Source organism: Streptomyces sp. ID05-26A (genome assembly GCF_033794685.1).
Lineage (GTDB): Bacteria > Actinomycetota > Actinomycetes > Mycobacteriales > Pseudonocardiaceae > Lentzea.
Genome location: NZ_JARAYZ010000004.1, coordinates 528,122 through 542,474 on the forward strand (window position 1 = coordinate 528,122; position 14,353 = coordinate 542,474).

The 14,353-nt window shown below is 68.4% G+C and carries 19 protein-coding genes and 1 tRNA gene; 4 read left to right on the top strand and 16 right to left on the bottom strand.

Annotation, left to right across the window (positions count from 1 at the left end; all coding sequences use genetic code 11):
- Positions 1-348: 348 nt before the first annotated feature.
- From PV646_RS33720 to PV646_RS33730, 3 genes are read right to left on the bottom strand one after another with little or no spacing between them, the layout of a single operon-like run.
- On the bottom strand, positions 349-1,056 hold the full coding sequence (locus tag PV646_RS33720; protein ID WP_500346345.1) for an AAA family ATPase: 708 nt from the start codon (positions 1,054-1,056) through the stop codon (positions 349-351).
- A gap of 28 nt (positions 1,057-1,084) precedes the next feature.
- On the bottom strand, positions 1,085-1,309 hold the full coding sequence (locus PV646_RS33725) for a helix-turn-helix transcriptional regulator (protein WP_083471711.1): 225 nt from the start codon (positions 1,307-1,309) through the stop codon (positions 1,085-1,087).
- Positions 1,302-1,559, bottom strand: a complete 258-nt coding sequence (locus PV646_RS33730; RefSeq protein ID WP_500346346.1) for a helix-turn-helix domain-containing protein — start codon at positions 1,557-1,559, stop codon at positions 1,302-1,304. Before PV646_RS33730 ends, PV646_RS33725 begins: the two co-directional genes overlap by 8 nt.
- A 100-nt stretch (positions 1,560-1,659) precedes the next feature.
- Between PV646_RS33730 and PV646_RS33735 the strand changes: the two genes are divergently transcribed.
- Positions 1,660-2,247 (top strand): hypothetical protein, encoded by a 588-nt coding sequence (locus PV646_RS33735; protein ID WP_500346347.1) that lies wholly within the window; start codon positions 1,660-1,662, stop codon positions 2,245-2,247.
- Positions 2,248-2,262: 15 nt separating this feature from the next.
- Positions 2,263-3,429, top strand: coding sequence for a tyrosine-type recombinase/integrase (locus PV646_RS33740; RefSeq protein WP_500346348.1), 1,167 nt, complete (start codon positions 2,263-2,265; stop codon positions 3,427-3,429).
- Positions 3,430-3,546: 117 nt separating this feature from the next.
- On the opposite strand, the gene PV646_RS33745 is transcribed toward PV646_RS33740, so the two are convergent.
- The 7 genes from PV646_RS33745 to PV646_RS33775 form a co-directional block, all read right to left on the bottom strand.
- Positions 3,547-3,620: transfer RNA gene (locus PV646_RS33745), tRNA-Pro, on the bottom strand.
- Positions 3,621-3,792: 172 nt separating this feature from the next.
- Positions 3,793-4,638, bottom strand: a complete 846-nt coding sequence (locus PV646_RS33750; protein ID WP_500346349.1) for a sensor histidine kinase — start codon at positions 4,636-4,638, stop codon at positions 3,793-3,795.
- Between the two features lie 263 nt (positions 4,639-4,901).
- Positions 4,902-5,534 carry a response regulator gene (locus PV646_RS33755; protein WP_500346350.1) on the bottom strand — a complete coding sequence of 211 codons (633 nt, stop codon included), beginning with the start codon at positions 5,532-5,534 and terminating at the stop codon, positions 4,902-4,904.
- Between the two features lie 71 nt (positions 5,535-5,605).
- Positions 5,606-7,027, bottom strand: a complete 1,422-nt coding sequence (gene der, locus PV646_RS33760) for a ribosome biogenesis GTPase Der (RefSeq protein ID WP_500346351.1) — start codon at positions 7,025-7,027, stop codon at positions 5,606-5,608.
- Positions 7,024-7,656: a lysophospholipid acyltransferase family protein gene (locus PV646_RS33765; protein WP_500346352.1), complete on the bottom strand. Its 633-nt coding sequence runs from the start codon at positions 7,654-7,656 to the stop codon at positions 7,024-7,026. The genes der and PV646_RS33765 overlap by 4 nt, the downstream gene beginning before the upstream one ends.
- Positions 7,653-8,387 carry a (d)CMP kinase gene (gene cmk / locus PV646_RS33770; RefSeq protein WP_500346353.1) on the bottom strand — a complete coding sequence of 245 codons (735 nt, stop codon included), beginning with the start codon at positions 8,385-8,387 and terminating at the stop codon, positions 7,653-7,655. Before cmk ends, PV646_RS33765 begins: the two co-directional genes overlap by 4 nt.
- Positions 8,388-8,414: 27 nt before the next feature.
- The gene (locus PV646_RS33775) at positions 8,415-8,540 is read right to left on the bottom strand and encodes a hypothetical protein (protein ID WP_500346354.1); all 126 of its coding nucleotides are present in this window, start codon (positions 8,538-8,540) and stop codon (positions 8,415-8,417) included.
- An 88-nt stretch (positions 8,541-8,628) separates the two neighbouring features.
- Between PV646_RS33775 and PV646_RS33780 the strand changes: the two genes are divergently transcribed.
- On the top strand, positions 8,629-9,069 hold the full coding sequence (locus tag PV646_RS33780; RefSeq protein WP_500346355.1) for a pyridoxamine 5'-phosphate oxidase family protein: 441 nt from the start codon (positions 8,629-8,631) through the stop codon (positions 9,067-9,069).
- Here the strand turns inward: PV646_RS33780 and PV646_RS33785 are convergent.
- Entirely contained in the window at positions 9,059-9,868 is an 810-nt protein-coding gene (locus PV646_RS33785) for a hypothetical protein (protein ID WP_500346356.1), read from the bottom strand. The two genes, PV646_RS33780 and PV646_RS33785, sit on opposite strands and share 11 nt — an antisense overlap.
- Positions 9,869-9,923: 55 nt before the next feature.
- Positions 9,924-10,940: a hypothetical protein gene (locus PV646_RS33790; RefSeq protein WP_500346357.1), complete on the bottom strand. Its 1,017-nt coding sequence runs from the start codon at positions 10,938-10,940 to the stop codon at positions 9,924-9,926.
- Between the two features lie 89 nt (positions 10,941-11,029).
- Between PV646_RS33790 and PV646_RS33795 the strand changes: the two genes are divergently transcribed.
- Positions 11,030-11,950: a homocysteine S-methyltransferase family protein gene (locus PV646_RS33795; RefSeq protein WP_500346358.1), complete on the top strand. Its 921-nt coding sequence runs from the start codon at positions 11,030-11,032 to the stop codon at positions 11,948-11,950.
- Here the strand turns inward: PV646_RS33795 and aroH are convergent.
- Genes aroH through PV646_RS33815 form a run of 4 tightly spaced genes read right to left on the bottom strand, consistent with a single transcriptional unit; the run spans position 11,940 to position 14,351 of the window.
- On the bottom strand, positions 11,940-12,302 hold the full coding sequence (aroH, locus tag PV646_RS33800) for a chorismate mutase (protein ID WP_500346359.1): 363 nt from the start codon (positions 12,300-12,302) through the stop codon (positions 11,940-11,942). The genes PV646_RS33795 and aroH overlap by 11 nt on opposite strands.
- Positions 12,303-12,335: 33 nt before the next feature.
- Entirely contained in the window at positions 12,336-12,602 is a 267-nt protein-coding gene (locus PV646_RS33805) for an STAS domain-containing protein (RefSeq protein ID WP_500346360.1), read from the bottom strand.
- Between the two features lie 58 nt (positions 12,603-12,660).
- Complete coding sequence (locus PV646_RS33810) at positions 12,661-13,407, bottom strand: ATP-binding protein (RefSeq protein ID WP_500346361.1); 747 nt, start codon at positions 13,405-13,407, stop codon at positions 12,661-12,663.
- Positions 13,407-14,351, bottom strand: coding sequence for an NsdA family TPR-like regulatory protein (locus PV646_RS33815; protein WP_500346362.1), 945 nt, complete (start codon positions 14,349-14,351; stop codon positions 13,407-13,409). The genes PV646_RS33810 and PV646_RS33815 overlap by 1 nt, the downstream gene beginning before the upstream one ends.
- Between the last annotated feature and the right edge of the window lie 2 nt (positions 14,352-14,353).

Below are 14,353 nucleotides of genomic sequence, written 5' to 3' on the forward strand. Positions count from 1 at the left end.
GGCACTCCCGGCACCGCTCCCTTCGAGCCTGATTCGCCACACCCAACCGCTACCGAAGGCGGCTTTCTGCGAGCGAACCTTGGCCTTCGACTTCGCGCGTTTCAGCGTGTCCTTCGAGAAACCGGCCTGGTCCCCGTTAGACAACACGTCGTCGACTGCGGCCTCGCCTCCGCAGTCGACGAGGTATTCGGTGAGCCACGCGACGCCGTCCGCACGGTCGTCACCGTCGTCGTGTGCGGGATGTAGGAGAAGGTCGGCGACCGATGTCGCCGACTCTCCCAACCAGTGAATCCTCCCGACGGTGGCCTCGCCTCCATCGTCAGCGGAGACCGAAACAGCCTCGGTGCCTTATGCAAGCGACGGGACAGTCGAGACCGACACGATGTTGGATTTGATGACCGAGAGGACGAAGTTGTCCTCGTCCGCTCCGCACGCCAACACGTGTCGAACAACCTGTGTGTACGCGCCAGCGCCGCCGATAGCGTCGACTGGATCGACGCCTGCCGTTGCCTTCCGGAAGTGCCCAACTCCCAGAATCGCCGCGCCCGTGTGGTGCGCCAGCAGCTTCAGTTTCTCCAACTGCGGGCGCACGACGGAGTTGTCGTTGAGTTGGCCGGACAAGGACGAGTTGAGCGCATCCAGCACGAGCAAGACCGGCTGCCATGCCGCGATCGCTTCACGTGCTGCGTCCAGGTCGAGGTTGACGATCAGCGGTGTCCCGTCGACCGATTCGCCGTAGACGACGTCGACCAGGTGTAGGTAGTCCGGATCTCCGCCGGCTGCGACGAAGCGGACCTTCAGCGTGGACGGTGAGTCCTCTGTGGTCGAGTAGAGGACATGGTGCGGCTCGTCTTTGAAGGCGCCGTCCAGCTGTCCCGTGGTCAGTTTGGCGGCGAGGTCCACAACAACGGTGCTCTTCCCGAGCCCTGGTTTGCCGACCAACAAGGACACCTCGCCAACAGGCAGGTAGTCGTTCCACACGTACCGCGTTTGCACGATCTCGACGTCGCGAATCGCTCGCACCCGCAAGCGCCGGCTCGGCGGTTCATCTGTCATGGCCGGTCCCCCGAACGTGGCCATCGCGTCAGTCCGTTGCCGACAGCTTGCGGATGATCGACTCGGTGTATGCGACGTAACGGCTCCCGAACCTGTCCACTCGTGCGGGGAACTCTCCGCGTGCAACGAGTTCGTAGGAGTAGCTGCGACTCAGGCCGAAAGCCTCTCCAGCTGTCGGCACATCGACGGTCGGCGGCCACTCTGCTTTGATCTCCGCCAAGGTCGGGCGCTTCTTGGGCTGTCGTCTAGTCATCGCGCTCCCCCAGCCGCTCGCGCTCGACCAGGCGAGCCAGGAGGCTGTGGTACGCAAAGATGTTGCGTCCACGAGGCAACCGATCACCTGTTTCCCACCGGTGCACAGTGGACGCTGTGACCTCACAGTCCTGGGCGACCAGCGCCTGACTGAGACCGGCAACGACGCGTAGCTGACGCGCCCTCCCGGTCCTGATCCATTCACGAAGCTCTGCGTATCGCTCCGCCAGAGCCATTCCCCCGATAGCCATGCCATGCACGATAGAATCAAAGACATTGACTATGCCACCGTGATGACATAGCTTGTAGTCGTCCGATTACTCGCGATGAGGGAGGTCGTATCGTTCTGCCGTGCCTCGCCTGCCGAAGAACTTCCAGATCGCCTGGGTCAGCATCGACGAACTGGCACCCGGCGGCTATCTGTCCACGGGGCCGAACACCGCGATACCGAACCGCTTCCAGGCCAACTTCCAGTTGGAGAGTCCACCAGCAGCCGTAGCCCTTGAGGTGTTCGTCGGGACTGACCTTCGTCCCGTCGCGATCTCAGTGAAGGTCCAAGCGAGCACCAAGACTCCAGTCACGACGTCAGTGATGAGGCAGATCCTCATCGACCAACTCGTGCAGCGAGCGGTGGAGGAAGCCACGGTGCCGGCCTCTAAACGAGAGCAATGGCTCGCCACGCTCCCGCCTGGCGCCGTACAACCAACGGACCGCAGCGACGCCGCACCGAGCGCAGATCAACGCACTCGCACGCAAGCCGATGACGATGCCCGGCGCGCCGCATTGATCTACGCGGAAGCCGTGTCCAGGGGCAACAGGGCGCCCGCCGTGGCGGTCGCCAACGTCATGAACCGTTCACGCACGCAAGTCGCTCGGTACATCCGCCGAGCTCGCGAGCTAGGAATTCTTCCCCCTCTGGGCGAGACCGAGGGGGACTGATCGCCAAGGGGAAACATGGGGAATCCGATCAAGAAGATCGAGCTGAAAGACGGGACCATCAGGTACCGGTTCGTGATCGACGTCGGACGTGATCCCGACGGCAAGCGCAAGCAGCTGACCAAGACCTATGACACTCGGAAAGATGCCCGCGCCGAGTACGCGAAGATCAAGCACCAGACCGACGAGGGAACGTTTGTCAGGCCGGACAAGATGACCGTCACTGAGTGGCTCGACATCTGGCTGACGTCGGCGACGATCGATGTCGAGAAGGCCACGGCGTCGAACTACGCCGACGCGCTTCTGCCAGTGCGGGAACTACTTGGCCATCGGCGCCTTCAACAACTCAGCGAAGAAGACGTGGACGGCCTGGTGAGCTGGATGCTCACCTCCGGTCGCAAGCGCGGCGGCAAAGTCGGCAGTGGACTCGGAGTCCGGTCGGTCCAGCTGACTCTCGGCCGCTTCAGGGCCGCGTTGAACATCGCGGTGCGACGGAAGCTGGTCGTGCGCAACGTCACTCAGTACACCCAGATTCCCCGCGAGGCACGCAGGAAGGCAGCAGCGGCTGCAGCTGAGCGAGTGCCCTGGAGTGAGACGGAGGTGAGACAGTTCCTCGCCGCGATCCGGGACCACAGACTGCACGCCCCGGTCCTGCTTTCGCTGATCGGGATGCGCCCTGCCGAAGTGTGCGGACTCCGCTGGTCAGCCGTCGATCTCGAAGCCGAGACGTTGTCCGTGGAGCTCACCCGGACGCTCGTTGACGGCGAAGTCGAGGAGAAAGGGCCGAAGTCCGAGAAGGGCAAGCGCAGGTTGCCGCTGCCCAAGCCGCTGCACGCCGCTTTGAAGGCCATCAAAGCCCGCCAGGCACGCGAGGCGATGAAGGCAGGCGACGCCTACAACCGCTCAGGGTTCGTGCTCGTCGACGAGCTGGGAGCGGCATGGAAGACGGACAAGTTCAGACGGGCGATCTACAAGCTGATGGCCCAGGCGAAGGTCCGGAAGGTCCGGCCTTACGACGCACGGCACGCCTGCCTGACCTATCTGGCCACCTCTGGCGTCCCTGACGTCATTGTCAGTGCTTGGGCGGGACACGCTGACCTGAGCTTCACCAAGCGGGTCTACATCCACCCCAACGCCGAGCACCTGAAAGAAGCCGCGAACCAACTGGACGAGTTGCTCGGCTGAGAAGCAGTACAAGCGTTCGTGAGAAATTGTGAGATGACGGCCCTTAAACGCAGTCAGGGCCTTGTCTCACCGTAGTGATCCAAGGCCCTGACCTGGGCTTTCGCCATACTTCGACCGTCGGGACGACAGGATTTGAACCTGCGACCCCTTGACCCCCAGTCAAGTGCGCTACCAAACTGCGCCACGTCCCGGCCACACTCCCGGTTTCCCGGCGTGCATGAGAAATCCTACAACACCGCGGACAGAGATCAAAAACGACCCCCGCAACGGGCCGCTAGCTGCGGAAATACGGCGGGGACCCGAAGTTCGGGTCCCCGCGTCCCTCGGTCCGACCGATCCCCCGATCCTCGACCGACACCCGAACTATGCGGTGGCGGCGTCTCGGTTGCTACCTCCGAAAGTCGAGTCTTGTCCGTCAACCTTCGGCTTACCGGGCGGTAGGACCGCGGTGACGCTGAAGCCTCCATCTGCCCTGTAGGAGGTGGTCAGGGTGCCGCCTGCCAGGCGTACTCGTTCTGACAGGCCGTGCAGGCCCGCGCCTCCGCCGTCGGCTGACGCCGGTAGGTTGCCTGGGCCGTTCACCACTGAGACTCGTACTGGGGTGGCTCTGTCCACCGTCACCGTCACCGAGGCGCCTGGGGCGTGTTTCGTCACGTTGGTCAGGGACTCCTGGACCACTCGGAAGAGGGCTCTGGAGACTGCTGGTGACAGGGCTGCGTCGCCTGTTTCCGACAGGGTCACGGAGACGCCTGCCACTCGGGCTCTGTCGATGAGTTCTTGCAGGGACGGGTAGGTCGTGTCCGAGTTGAGCAGGCCTAGTGCTGCTCGCATCTCGGACAGGGATTCCTTTGCCAGCGCCCGTAGACGTAGTGCTGACTCGCGGACTGTCTGGTCCGGGGCGGTGGCTGCCAGGGCTGCGGCCTCCACTGCGATGAGGGTGGCGTGGTGGCCTACCGCGTCGTGGATTTCGCGGGCTATTCGGGCTCGTTCCGCGGCACGCGCTGAGGTCTCTTGCGCTTCCAGTTCTGCTGCTCTTGCCCTGCGGGTTTCGTAGAGGGACTGGGTCAGTTCCTTGCGGGTGGTGAGGAGTGCGCCTAGGGCTGTGGGGGCTGCTGCCAGGCCGAAGGCGAAGGTTGTCGCCAGGAGTAGCGGGCCCAGGGGGACTGTCTCGGTCACGAGGACGGGGACGATCGAGGCGGCGGTCAGCATGAGGACCCAGAAGACCTGGACCGGGATCGACTTCTCCTTGCTGCCCAGGCCGTATTGCGCGACGAGGGTGGGGACCCAGCCCAGGCCTCCTGCTACCGCTGGGACGCAGAGCAGGGATGCCAGCCACGGCCAGCGCAGGCGGAGGGGCAGGAGCAACGCTGCGGCTACGGCTGCCCAGAGGGACCACACGAACGGGCGGTCCTGGGTCAGGAGTACTACTCCTGTGGTCGTGCCCACGGTGAGGAGTTCGCGTAATACTGGTTTCACCAGACACCGACCTGGTGGGCGACCAGGGCCGCCTGCACCCGGTTCTCCACGCCCAGTTTGGTCAGGACGGTGGAGACGTAGCTCTTCACCGTCGCCTCGGAGAGGCAGAGTTTCTCGGCTATGGAGTGGTTCGAGCGGCCGGCGGCCACGAGTTCGAGGACTTGGCGTTCGCGGGCCGACAACGAGTCGAGTTGGCGGTTCGCTCGGAAGCCTCGCAGGCGCGGGAGCAGGCGCGCGGTTATTCGCGGGTCCAGGACTGCTCCGCCTGCTGCCAGGTCCATCACGGCTCGGACCAGTGCTTCTGGTTCTGCATCCTTCAGAAGGAAGCCCTGTGCGCCCAGGTCCAGGGCGGTGGCCACGTAGTCGTCGAGGTCGAACGTGGTCAGCACGGCTATCGCGGGCGGAGTGGCCCAGGTTCGCAGTCTGCGGACTGCCTCCAGGCCGTCCACGCCGGGCATCTGGACGTCGACCAGCACCACGTCCGGCAGGTGGGTCAGGGTTGCTTCCACGAGTTCGGCGCCGTCGGCTGCCTCGCCCACGACCTCGACTCGTCCGTCGGTTTCGAGGAGGACTTTGAGGCCCCGCCGCAGCAGGGCCTCGTCGTCGGCTAGAACCACTCGTACGGCCACGAACCCAACCAACCGCACCCCGTCACAAAGGGCAACCAGCCGGTCGGGTCGTCACCCGGAACCGCGGAGAACTACTTCTTGGAAGCGCCGGCCTTCTTCTTCTCGCGCACGCGTACGGAGATGCGGACCGGGCTGCCCTCGAAGCCGAACTCCTCGCGCAGGCGGCGTTCGATGAACCGGCGGTACGACGCCTCGAGGAAGCCCGTCGTGAACAGCACGAACGTCGGCGGGCGGGTCGAGGCCTGCGTCGCGAACAGGACCTTCGGCTGCTTGCCGCCGCGCACGGGCGGCGGGGTCGCGGAGATCAGTTCGGTCAGCCACTGGTTCAGGCGGCCGGTCGGGACTCGGGTGTCCCACGAGTTCAGCGCGGTGCGCAGGGCCGGGGCGAGCTTGTGCACGGCGCGGCCGGTCAGGGCCGAGATGTTGACCTTGTCCGCCCACGGCACGCGGACGAGGCCTCGCTCGAGTTCGCGGACCATCTCGTTGCGGCGGTCCTCGTCGACGAGGTCCCACTTGTTGAACGCCAGCACGCACGCGCGGCCCGACTCGACGACCATCGTCAGGACGCGCAGGTCCTGTTCCGCCAACGGCTCGTGCGCGTCCAGCAGCACGACCGCGACCTCGGCGGTCTCGATCGCGGACTTGGTGCGCAGCGAGGCGTAGTACTCGGCGCCGCCGGAGAACTTGACCCGCTTGCGCAGGCCTGCGGTGTCCACGAAACGCCAGATCTCGCCGTCGAGCTCCACCAGCGAGTCGACGGGGTCGACGGTGGTGCCCGCGACCGAGTCGACGACCGAGCGGTCCTCGCCCGTGAGGCGGTTCAGCAGCGACGACTTGCCCACGTTCGGCTTGCCGACGAGCGCCACGCGACGGGGACCGCCGTGGCCGCCGCCGAAGTCGTCGCGCGGGGTCTCGGGCAGCCTGTCGAGGATCACGTCGAGCAGGTCACCGGAGCCGCGGCCGTGCAGTCCGGAGACCGGGTACGGCTCGCCGAGGCCCAGCGACCACAGCGACGCGATGTCGGCCATCAGCCTGTCGTCGTCCACCTTGGACGCGCACAGGATCACGGGCTTCTTCGACCGGCGCAGGACCTTCGCGACGGCCTCCTCGGTCGAGGTGGCGCCGATGGAGCCGTCCACGACCAGCAGGATCACGTCGGCGGTCGCCATCGCGAGTTCGGCCTGCGCGGCCACGGAGGCCTGCAGCCCGACCGCGTCCGGCTCCCAGCCGCCCGTGTCGACCACGGTGAACTTGCGGCCGTTCCACAGCGCGTCGTACGCGACACGGTCACGCGTCACGCCCGGCACGTCCTGCACCACGGCCTCTCGGCGGCCGATGATGCGGTTGACCAGTGTGGACTTGCCGACGTTCGGCCGTCCGACCACCGCGAGCACTGGCTGTGGCGGCGCCGACTCCTCGCCCTCACCGCCGTCGAGGTCGTCGAAGGCTGACCAGTCGGCCTCGTCCTCCCAGGTGCCGTCCAGGTCCGTCATCGTCTTCCCTCACTCATACGAAGTCCATCGAGTTCGGCGACCAGTGTCGCCAGGCGATCGCGCACCTGCTCGGTGGCAACGCCGAGGGCCGCTCGCCCCTTCCCGTCGGGAAGGTGGAACGGCTCACCGATCAGCACGTCGACCTCGGGCCTCCAGCCCTTGGCCTGATAAGTCCCGCGGCAGGCGATCGGCAGCACCATCGCGCCGGACGTCTTGGCCAGCCACGCGGCGCCGTTCTGCGCGCTCGCCACGTCGCCCTCGCCGCGCGTGCCCTCGGGGAAGACCCCGATCACACCACCGGCTTTGAGCACGGACAACGCGCTGGTCAGCGCAGTGCGGTCGGCCACTCCCCGATTGACGGGGATCTGCCCGATCTTGCCCAGGAGGTAGCCGACGACGCCCTTGAACATCTCCTGCTTGATCAGGAACGTCACGCGCCGGGGCAGCACCCCGAACAGAATCGGCCCGTCGGCCATGGAGCTGTGGTTGGCGACGACGACCACGCCGCCGCTCAAGGGTACGCGGTCGCGCCCGTGCACCCGAATCCGGAACTGCCAGGCGTAGGGAACCCGCCCGATCCAGCGTCCGAGGTCGAACAACCAGGGCACCGTCCCCCTGGGAACGCTCACCCGGTCACCCGCAGCCCACCGCGCTCCACGAGCTCCAGCAACGCCGCGATCGTGCCCGCGAGGTCGAGGTCGGTGTTGTCGAGCACCACCGCGTCGTCGGCCGCCTTCATCGGCGACACCGCGCGCGAGGAGTCGTACTTGTCGCGCCGTTGCACGTCGGCCAGCGCGTCGTCCACAGTGGACGTACGTCCGGCGGCGCTGTCCTGCTTGGTCCTGCGCGACGCGCGGGCTTCCGCCGACGCCGTCAGGTAGACCTTCAACGGGGCGTCGGGCGTCACGACGGTGCCGATGTCACGGCCCTCGACGACGATCCCGCCGACGTGGTCGACGGCGTCCGCGATGATCGCGCGCTGCTGGGCCACGAGCAGTTCCCGCACACGCGCGGTCGCCGAGACGGGCGAGACCGCCAGCGACACCTCGGGCCCGCGGATGTCGGACGACACGTCGTCGCCGTTGAGCGTGGTGCCCGGCTGCCTGGGATCGGTGCCGACGACGAGCACCGCGTTCTCCGCGACCGCCACGACCTTGACCTCGTCGGCCGGGTCGACGCCCGCGCGCAGCACCGCGAGCGCGATCGCCCGGTACATCGAGCCGGTGTCGAGGTAGCGCGCGTCCAGCGCCATCGCGAGGCGCTTGGCCACGGTGGACTTGCCGGTGCCGGCCGGTCCGTCGAGAGCGACCACACCGCGCAACTGACCCTGGCCCACAGCAGCTCCCTCCGAGACACCCACGGCCCACATTGTGCCTGGTGCGGACGCTCACACCGCAGGCGGGACGGTCCACGACGGCTCCAGCGCGACAACCTCGCCGGTGACGCGCCGGAGATCACCCGCCACCAGCGCGTCAGGCGACCCGGCCGGGAACGCCCCGAGGGCGCCGGCCACGACGGTATCGATCGGTGGAATCCGCACAAGGCACGCGAGGCCCGCGCCGATCTGGTGTGCGCATGACCCGATTACCGAAAGGGCTCCAGTGACCACCATCGAACAGCACAGCGCCGTCGAGGCGTTGCTGCACCGCACGCTCGCCGCGCACAAGTCGATGTTCCTCGCCACGGCGGGTTCGGACGGCTCGTGGGTGAGCGGCGTCTACTTCGCCGAGGACGGGCCGCACACGCTCGTGCTCGTGCTGGAGGAGCGCGGCCGGACGCTCAAGGCCATCAAGGAGAACCCCGAGGTGGCGCTGGTCGTGTCGACCGGGTCGCCGATGGAGCCGTTCCTCCAGGCGCGCGGCACGGCCGTGGTGGTCGAGGGTGCCGAGGACGAGGCCGTCCGGCAGCACCTCGTGGCCAAGGTGCCCGAGGCCGGGCCGTTCCTCGCCACGCCGATCCGGACGGTGAAGGTCTCGGTGCCGACGTGGCGCGTCACGGACATCCCCAACGGGTGGCTGCCCGGCAAGGACTTCAGCGCCTGAGGCCGCCGGAGCCCCGCTCGTCGCGGCGGGGCTCCGAGCCGCCCAGGAGGAATCGCCCGCTGCGCGCGTCGACGTGCCGGTTGACGCGGAACCAGTGTTCGCCGACCTCCTCGACCCGCTGGTCCGGGCGCAGCCGCTCGAGCACGTCGGTGGGTCGCCAGCCGAGATGTCCCGCGACCTCGTCGGCTGACCCGGTGCGGCGAACGAGGTGACGCGGAGTGCCGGGCGTGACCTCGAAGTACCGTGGCGCGGCTGCCTGCCTCTCCCTGCTGATCCGTCCGATCTCGTCACGGCCGACCGGCAGGACGTGCGCCTCCCGCGGCTCCACGCCCGGCAGCCACTCGCCTTCGCCCAGGAACGTCTCCCACTGCCCGTCTCCGGCGGCGGGACACCGGATCAGCGACCGCGCGCGGCCGAGGTCGGCGACGTCGCCGAGGTCGTCGAACAGCGCGAAGCAGTAGTGGCCGTCGACCGGCTCGGCCCGCCGCCGGGCCGCGAGCAGGACGCCGACCTCCGCCGGTTCGTCGCGAGAACCCACCGGCACCTGCCGGGCGTCGGCCCTCCGGATCAGCAACTCCACCTCGGCCGCACTGGCCTCGCGGTAGTCCTCGTAGGAGTTCCAGTCCTCCGTGGTCGCGAGGTCCCGGCTCCTGGACCACACACCGTGGCCCTCGTACCTCTGCTCGTCGCCGGCGCTGACGGAGCGGAAGAGACCTTTCGCCCTGCCGATGTCCGGCATGTCGCTCTGGGCCTCGAACAACGCGTAGTAGCGGTAGTCGGCCAGATACGGCTGGAACACGCGATCACCCCCAGGTGAGAACCCGACTTTATCTCCCGAGGTGGTCGGCGCCCCGTCAGGCGTAGGGCGCCGTCAGCTGGGCGAACTCCTCCTCCGAGATGGGCAGGAGGCCCTGGCCGCCGGGCAACTCGACCGGTTGCCAGCCGTCCGGCGTCCACCGCTCGTAGGTCGACCACTCGTGACGGCCGTAGTAGGGGTTGTAGTGGCGCCGCACCACGAAGAGGACCTCGGCGAAGTCGTAGACGTCGTTCCAGTCCTCGAAGACCGCGAAGTAGTCGTTCGCGCGGAGGCCGTACTTCTCACCCAGCCTGCGTGACCGGGCCACCTTCGTGGTGAACGCCCGGTGGTGGACGAACCCGGTCTTGCTGTACTCCTGCACCCGCCAGGACGGCTCCAGGTGCCCGAGCACGTCGGCGGTCCGCCAGACGAGGTCGTCGGAGATCTCGTCGGCCGTGGCCGTGTGGCGAACGAGTTCATGGCTGTCGGGAGAGCGGTCCCAGATCTCGAAGTACCTGGTCGCCGCAGCCTCTTTGGCCCGCATGACCCGGTCGGCGTCCTCAGGGCCGATCGGCAGTGTGCGACTCACCGACGGCACGTAGCCACGCGTCCACACGCCCTTGTGCACGTACGTCTCCCACGACCCGCGGCCTTCGGCGGGGCACCGGACCAGGGCGTGTGCGCGAGCCAGGTCCTCGACATCGGCGAGGCGGTCGAACTCCGCGAAGTAGTAGTGGCCGTCCACCGGTTCCGCTCGGCGGCGTGCCTCCAGCAGCGTCAGGACGCCGGGCTCTTCCCCGTACGGCGACGACGGCTCGGGCCGCTCGGCGTCGATCCGCCGCGTCAGCAGCTCGACCTCGCCCGGCAACGACTCACGGAAGCCGTAGCGGGGGTCGTAGTCGCGGGCGTCCGCCAGGTCGTGGCTGTACGTCCAGACGCCGTGGCCCTCGTACTTCTCCTCGTGAGAGGAACCGAGTGAGCGGTGAAGCCCTTTCGCCTCGCCGATGTCCGCCATGGAGCTGTCCTCGAGGAACAGCACGTAGTAGCGGTAGCCGGCCAGATACGGCTGGAACACGCGATCACCCCCCAGATGATCACCCCACCTTATCGGGCACAACGGGCATCCGGGACGCACACTGGGCCCTCCGGCCTGGAGGCACCCCGATGACGCAGCTGCCCCAGCTCGACGCCCCGCTCTTCCTCACCGACGGCGGCGCCGAGACCACCCTCCTCTTCGACGACGGCATCGACCTGCCCGACTTCGCCGCGTTCCCCCTGCTCGACGACGCCGACGGTCACGCGGCGCTCACCCGGTACTACGAGCGCTACGCGGGCATCGCCGAACGGGACGGCGCGGGCATCGTCCTCGAGACCGCCACCTGGCGCGCCAACCCCGACTGGGCCAGCCGGCAGGGTTATGACGCGGAACGTCTCGAAGCAGTCAACCGCAAGGCCGTCGACCTGCTCCTGGACGTGCGGCAGCGGTTCGCGATCCCCGTCGTCATCAGCGGGTGCGTCGGGCCTCGCGGGGACGCCTACCGGCCCGAGTCGATCATGAGCAGGGACGAGGCGCGCGACTACCACTCCGCCCAGATCCGGATGCTCGCCGGCACCCCGGCGGACCTGGTCACCGCCATGACGCTGACGAACATCCCCGAGGCCACCGGCATCGTCGACGCCGCAAGGGAAGCGGGCGTGCCGGTCGTCATCTCGTTCACGGTCGAGACGGACGGCAGGCTGCCGAGCGGGGACTCGCTGGGCGACGCGATCGAGGCCGTCGAACGCGACACGGACGGCTACCCGGCCTACTACATGGTCAACTGCGCGCACCCGACGCACATCGCGCCGGCGCTCGATCCTCAGGCCTCCTGGGCGCCGCGGCTGAGGGGCATCCGGGCCAACGCGTCGAAGCTCAGCCACGCGGAACTCGACGAGGCCGAAGTCCTGGACCGGGGCGATCCCGACGAACTCGCGGACGACTACCGACGGCTCAAGGCGAGCTTCCCGCAGCTCACGGTGCTGGGTGGGTGCTGCGGCACCGACCACCGGCACATCGACGCGATCAGCCGGGCGTTCAGTGGTTGAGGTCGGTCCTCAACGCCGCCGCCCCGCGCAGGTAGACGTGCTTCACCGACGACCGCGGTAGATCCGTCTCGACGTGCGCCAGCAACCGGATGACGCGCGGCATCGCCCCCGGCACCGCGATCTCGGTCGCGGACAGCAGCGGCACGTCCGAGAGCCCCGCCTGGCGCGCGGCGTAGGCGGGGAACTCGGACACCAGGTCGGGTGTCGCGGTGAGCACCACGCTGATCAGGTCGTCGGCCGTCAAGGCGTTGCACGACAACACCTCCCGCACCAGCTCGGCCGTGGCCTCCAGCAGCAGGTCCCGCGAGTCCGCGTCGATCTGCGTGGCTCCCCTGATCGCTCGCACCGCCATGCGATCGACCCTAGCAGCGGTCCGAAGTGGACCTCAGTGGTCGACGACGATGTTGGGGAACTTCGCGCTCAGCCCGAGCAGGTTCACGACGTAGGCGCCCCAGCCGCCGCCGAGCAGCACCAGGCGCCGCTCCCCCAGCTCCGTCGCCGTCTCGATCAGCACGTGCAGGCCGCTCGAACCGATGAACGTCAGACCGGTGAAGTCGACGACCACGTCGCCGTCCCCCGCCGCGCGGGCGAGCGCGAGCTCCGCGCGCAGCAGGTCGCTGGTGTTCAGGTCGACCTCGCCGGTGAGCGTCACCAACGCGCCTTGGCGACGTACCTCCAACAGGCCTGACTGGGGTTCCATCGTGAGTGCCTCAAGTGTCGGGATGCAGCAGGTCGCGCACCGCCGCGAGCACACGCAGCGGGTGCACCGGTTTCGCCAGATGGGCATCGGCAACGTGAGTGGCCGGCTCGATCGCCGAAACGGCTACGACCGGCACGCCGAACGTTCGTGCCGCCGCCGCGAACCTCGTCCCCTCACCATGAGACGTCAGCAGGTCGACGATCGCCAGTGCCGGTGGACTCTGAAGTGACTCCTCCGCGGCCTCGATCGTCGTCACGAGCGCGACCTCGTAGCCCTCGGCGTGCAGGAACGCGGCCAGCGCCTGGCCGGAGAACCGGTCGCCGTCGACGAGCAACACGCGCGGGCGTCCCGGAGGCGCGGGCAGGTCCGGGACGCCCGCGCGCGACCAGACCCGCACGAGCGCGCTCACCACCGTGCCGGGCCAGGTCGGTTTGCCGGGCCGCACCTGCACCTCGTCGGCGACGCCGAACAGCAGGCGCAGCCCCAGCGGCCGGGCCGAGGTGCCCGCGGCGAGGTCGAACACGCCGTCGTCCTCGATCGTCAGCAGCACGGCGTGGTCACGCGGCTCCCACGTCACCCCGACGACGGACGCCCCGGCGCGCCGCACCGCGTTGTCCGCCGCCTCGGACACCGCGAGCAGCACGTCCCGCGCGTCGTCGCCCTGCAGTCCCGACTCCCCGGCGAGGCCCCGCACGAAGTCCCGGATCTCCGGCAACGACCCTGGTGTCGCCGGGAACCACCGGGTCCGCGGACCCATCACGCGGCGATCGGCGAGGCCGCCAGCAACGGCGTGATCAGCTCCCGCAGCATGGTCGCGTGACGTGTGCCCGCCTCGGCGTGCAACGGTTCGAGCTTCTTGCGCGTGCGGGCGGACATCATGTCGCCGGTCTGCGCGACGGCCAGCCCCGCCGTCACCGCCGCCTCGTCCGCGTCCCCTTCCACGAGGTGGTTGAGCGACAACGCGATCAACGCGAACGTCCGGCTGCGCGCCATGTCGTCGCGATACCCCGTCACGGCCTGACGCAACGCCGTGATGGCCGGCCGCGCGAACCCACGGTCGACGGTGCGTGAGAGAGAGGTGTAAATGGCGCCGGTGATGCCCGAGAGGTCGTGCACGTCGAAGAACGCGGCCCACGGCGCCGCAGCGTCGACATCCGAACGCGCGAACTCGTCGTGCGCCCGCCCCAGCATCGCCAGCGCGGGCACCCGCTGCCCCATCTCGGCGTAGCACCACGCCTGGTTCGCGGCGAGGATCGCGTTGGTGTGGTGGCTGTTCGCGACCATTCCCGCGAGCCGGAACATGCCGAGCGCCTCGGCGGGTCCACCGTGGTGCAGGTGGACCCGCCCCATCCGATAGCGGATGTTCGCCACCAGGTCCTCGTCCTGGGCGAAGTCCAGGGCGAGGAGGAAGTGGCGGTGCGCGGACCCGCCGAGACCGGCGTCGAAGGCGGTCCACCCCGCGAGGGCGTGCAGTTCCGCGATGGCAGCCCGGAAGTCGCGGCGCACGGCGGCACTGGCCGAGTGCGCGAAAGCCTTGTCACACCACGACAACAGAGCCTCCACCTGCGTTCGGCACGACCCACCGCCGTAGCGGTAGTCGACCGCGCGCAACGCCGACGTCATCGCCCTCAGGTGCCTGACGTGCACGAGCCCGACCCGGGAGTGGGGCGGCGGCAGTGAGGGTGACGCGTCGTAGTGCATGC

What these genes read in the sequence shown, in the direction of transcription:
- PV646_RS33720 (WP_500346345.1), bottom strand. Translation starts at nt 1,056, where the DNA reads ATGACAGATGAACCGCCGAGCCGGCGCTTGCGGGTGCGAGCGATTCGC.
- PV646_RS33725 (WP_083471711.1), bottom strand. Translation starts at nt 1,309, where the DNA reads ATGACTAGACGACAGCCCAAGAAGCGCCCGACCTTGGCGGAGATCAAA.
- PV646_RS33730 (WP_500346346.1), bottom strand. Translation starts at nt 1,559, where the DNA reads ATGGCTATCGGGGGAATGGCTCTGGCGGAGCGATACGCAGAGCTTCGT.
- PV646_RS33740 (WP_500346348.1), top strand. Translation starts at nt 2,263, where the DNA reads ATGGGGAATCCGATCAAGAAGATCGAGCTGAAAGACGGGACCATCAGG.
- PV646_RS33750 (WP_500346349.1), bottom strand. Translation starts at nt 4,638, where the DNA reads ATGCTGACCGCCGCCTCGATCGTCCCCGTCCTCGTGACCGAGACAGTC.
- der (WP_500346351.1), bottom strand. Translation starts at nt 7,027, where the DNA reads ATGACGGACCTGGACGGCACCTGGGAGGACGAGGCCGACTGGTCAGCC.
- PV646_RS33795 (WP_500346358.1), top strand. Translation starts at nt 11,030, where the DNA reads ATGACGCAGCTGCCCCAGCTCGACGCCCCGCTCTTCCTCACCGACGGC.
- aroH (WP_500346359.1), bottom strand. Translation starts at nt 12,302, where the DNA reads ATGGCGGTGCGAGCGATCAGGGGAGCCACGCAGATCGACGCGGACTCG.
- PV646_RS33810 (WP_500346361.1), bottom strand. Translation starts at nt 13,407, where the DNA reads ATGGGTCCGCGGACCCGGTGGTTCCCGGCGACACCAGGGTCGTTGCCG.
- PV646_RS33815 (WP_500346362.1), bottom strand. Translation starts at nt 14,351, where the DNA reads ATGCACTACGACGCGTCACCCTCACTGCCGCCGCCCCACTCCCGGGTC.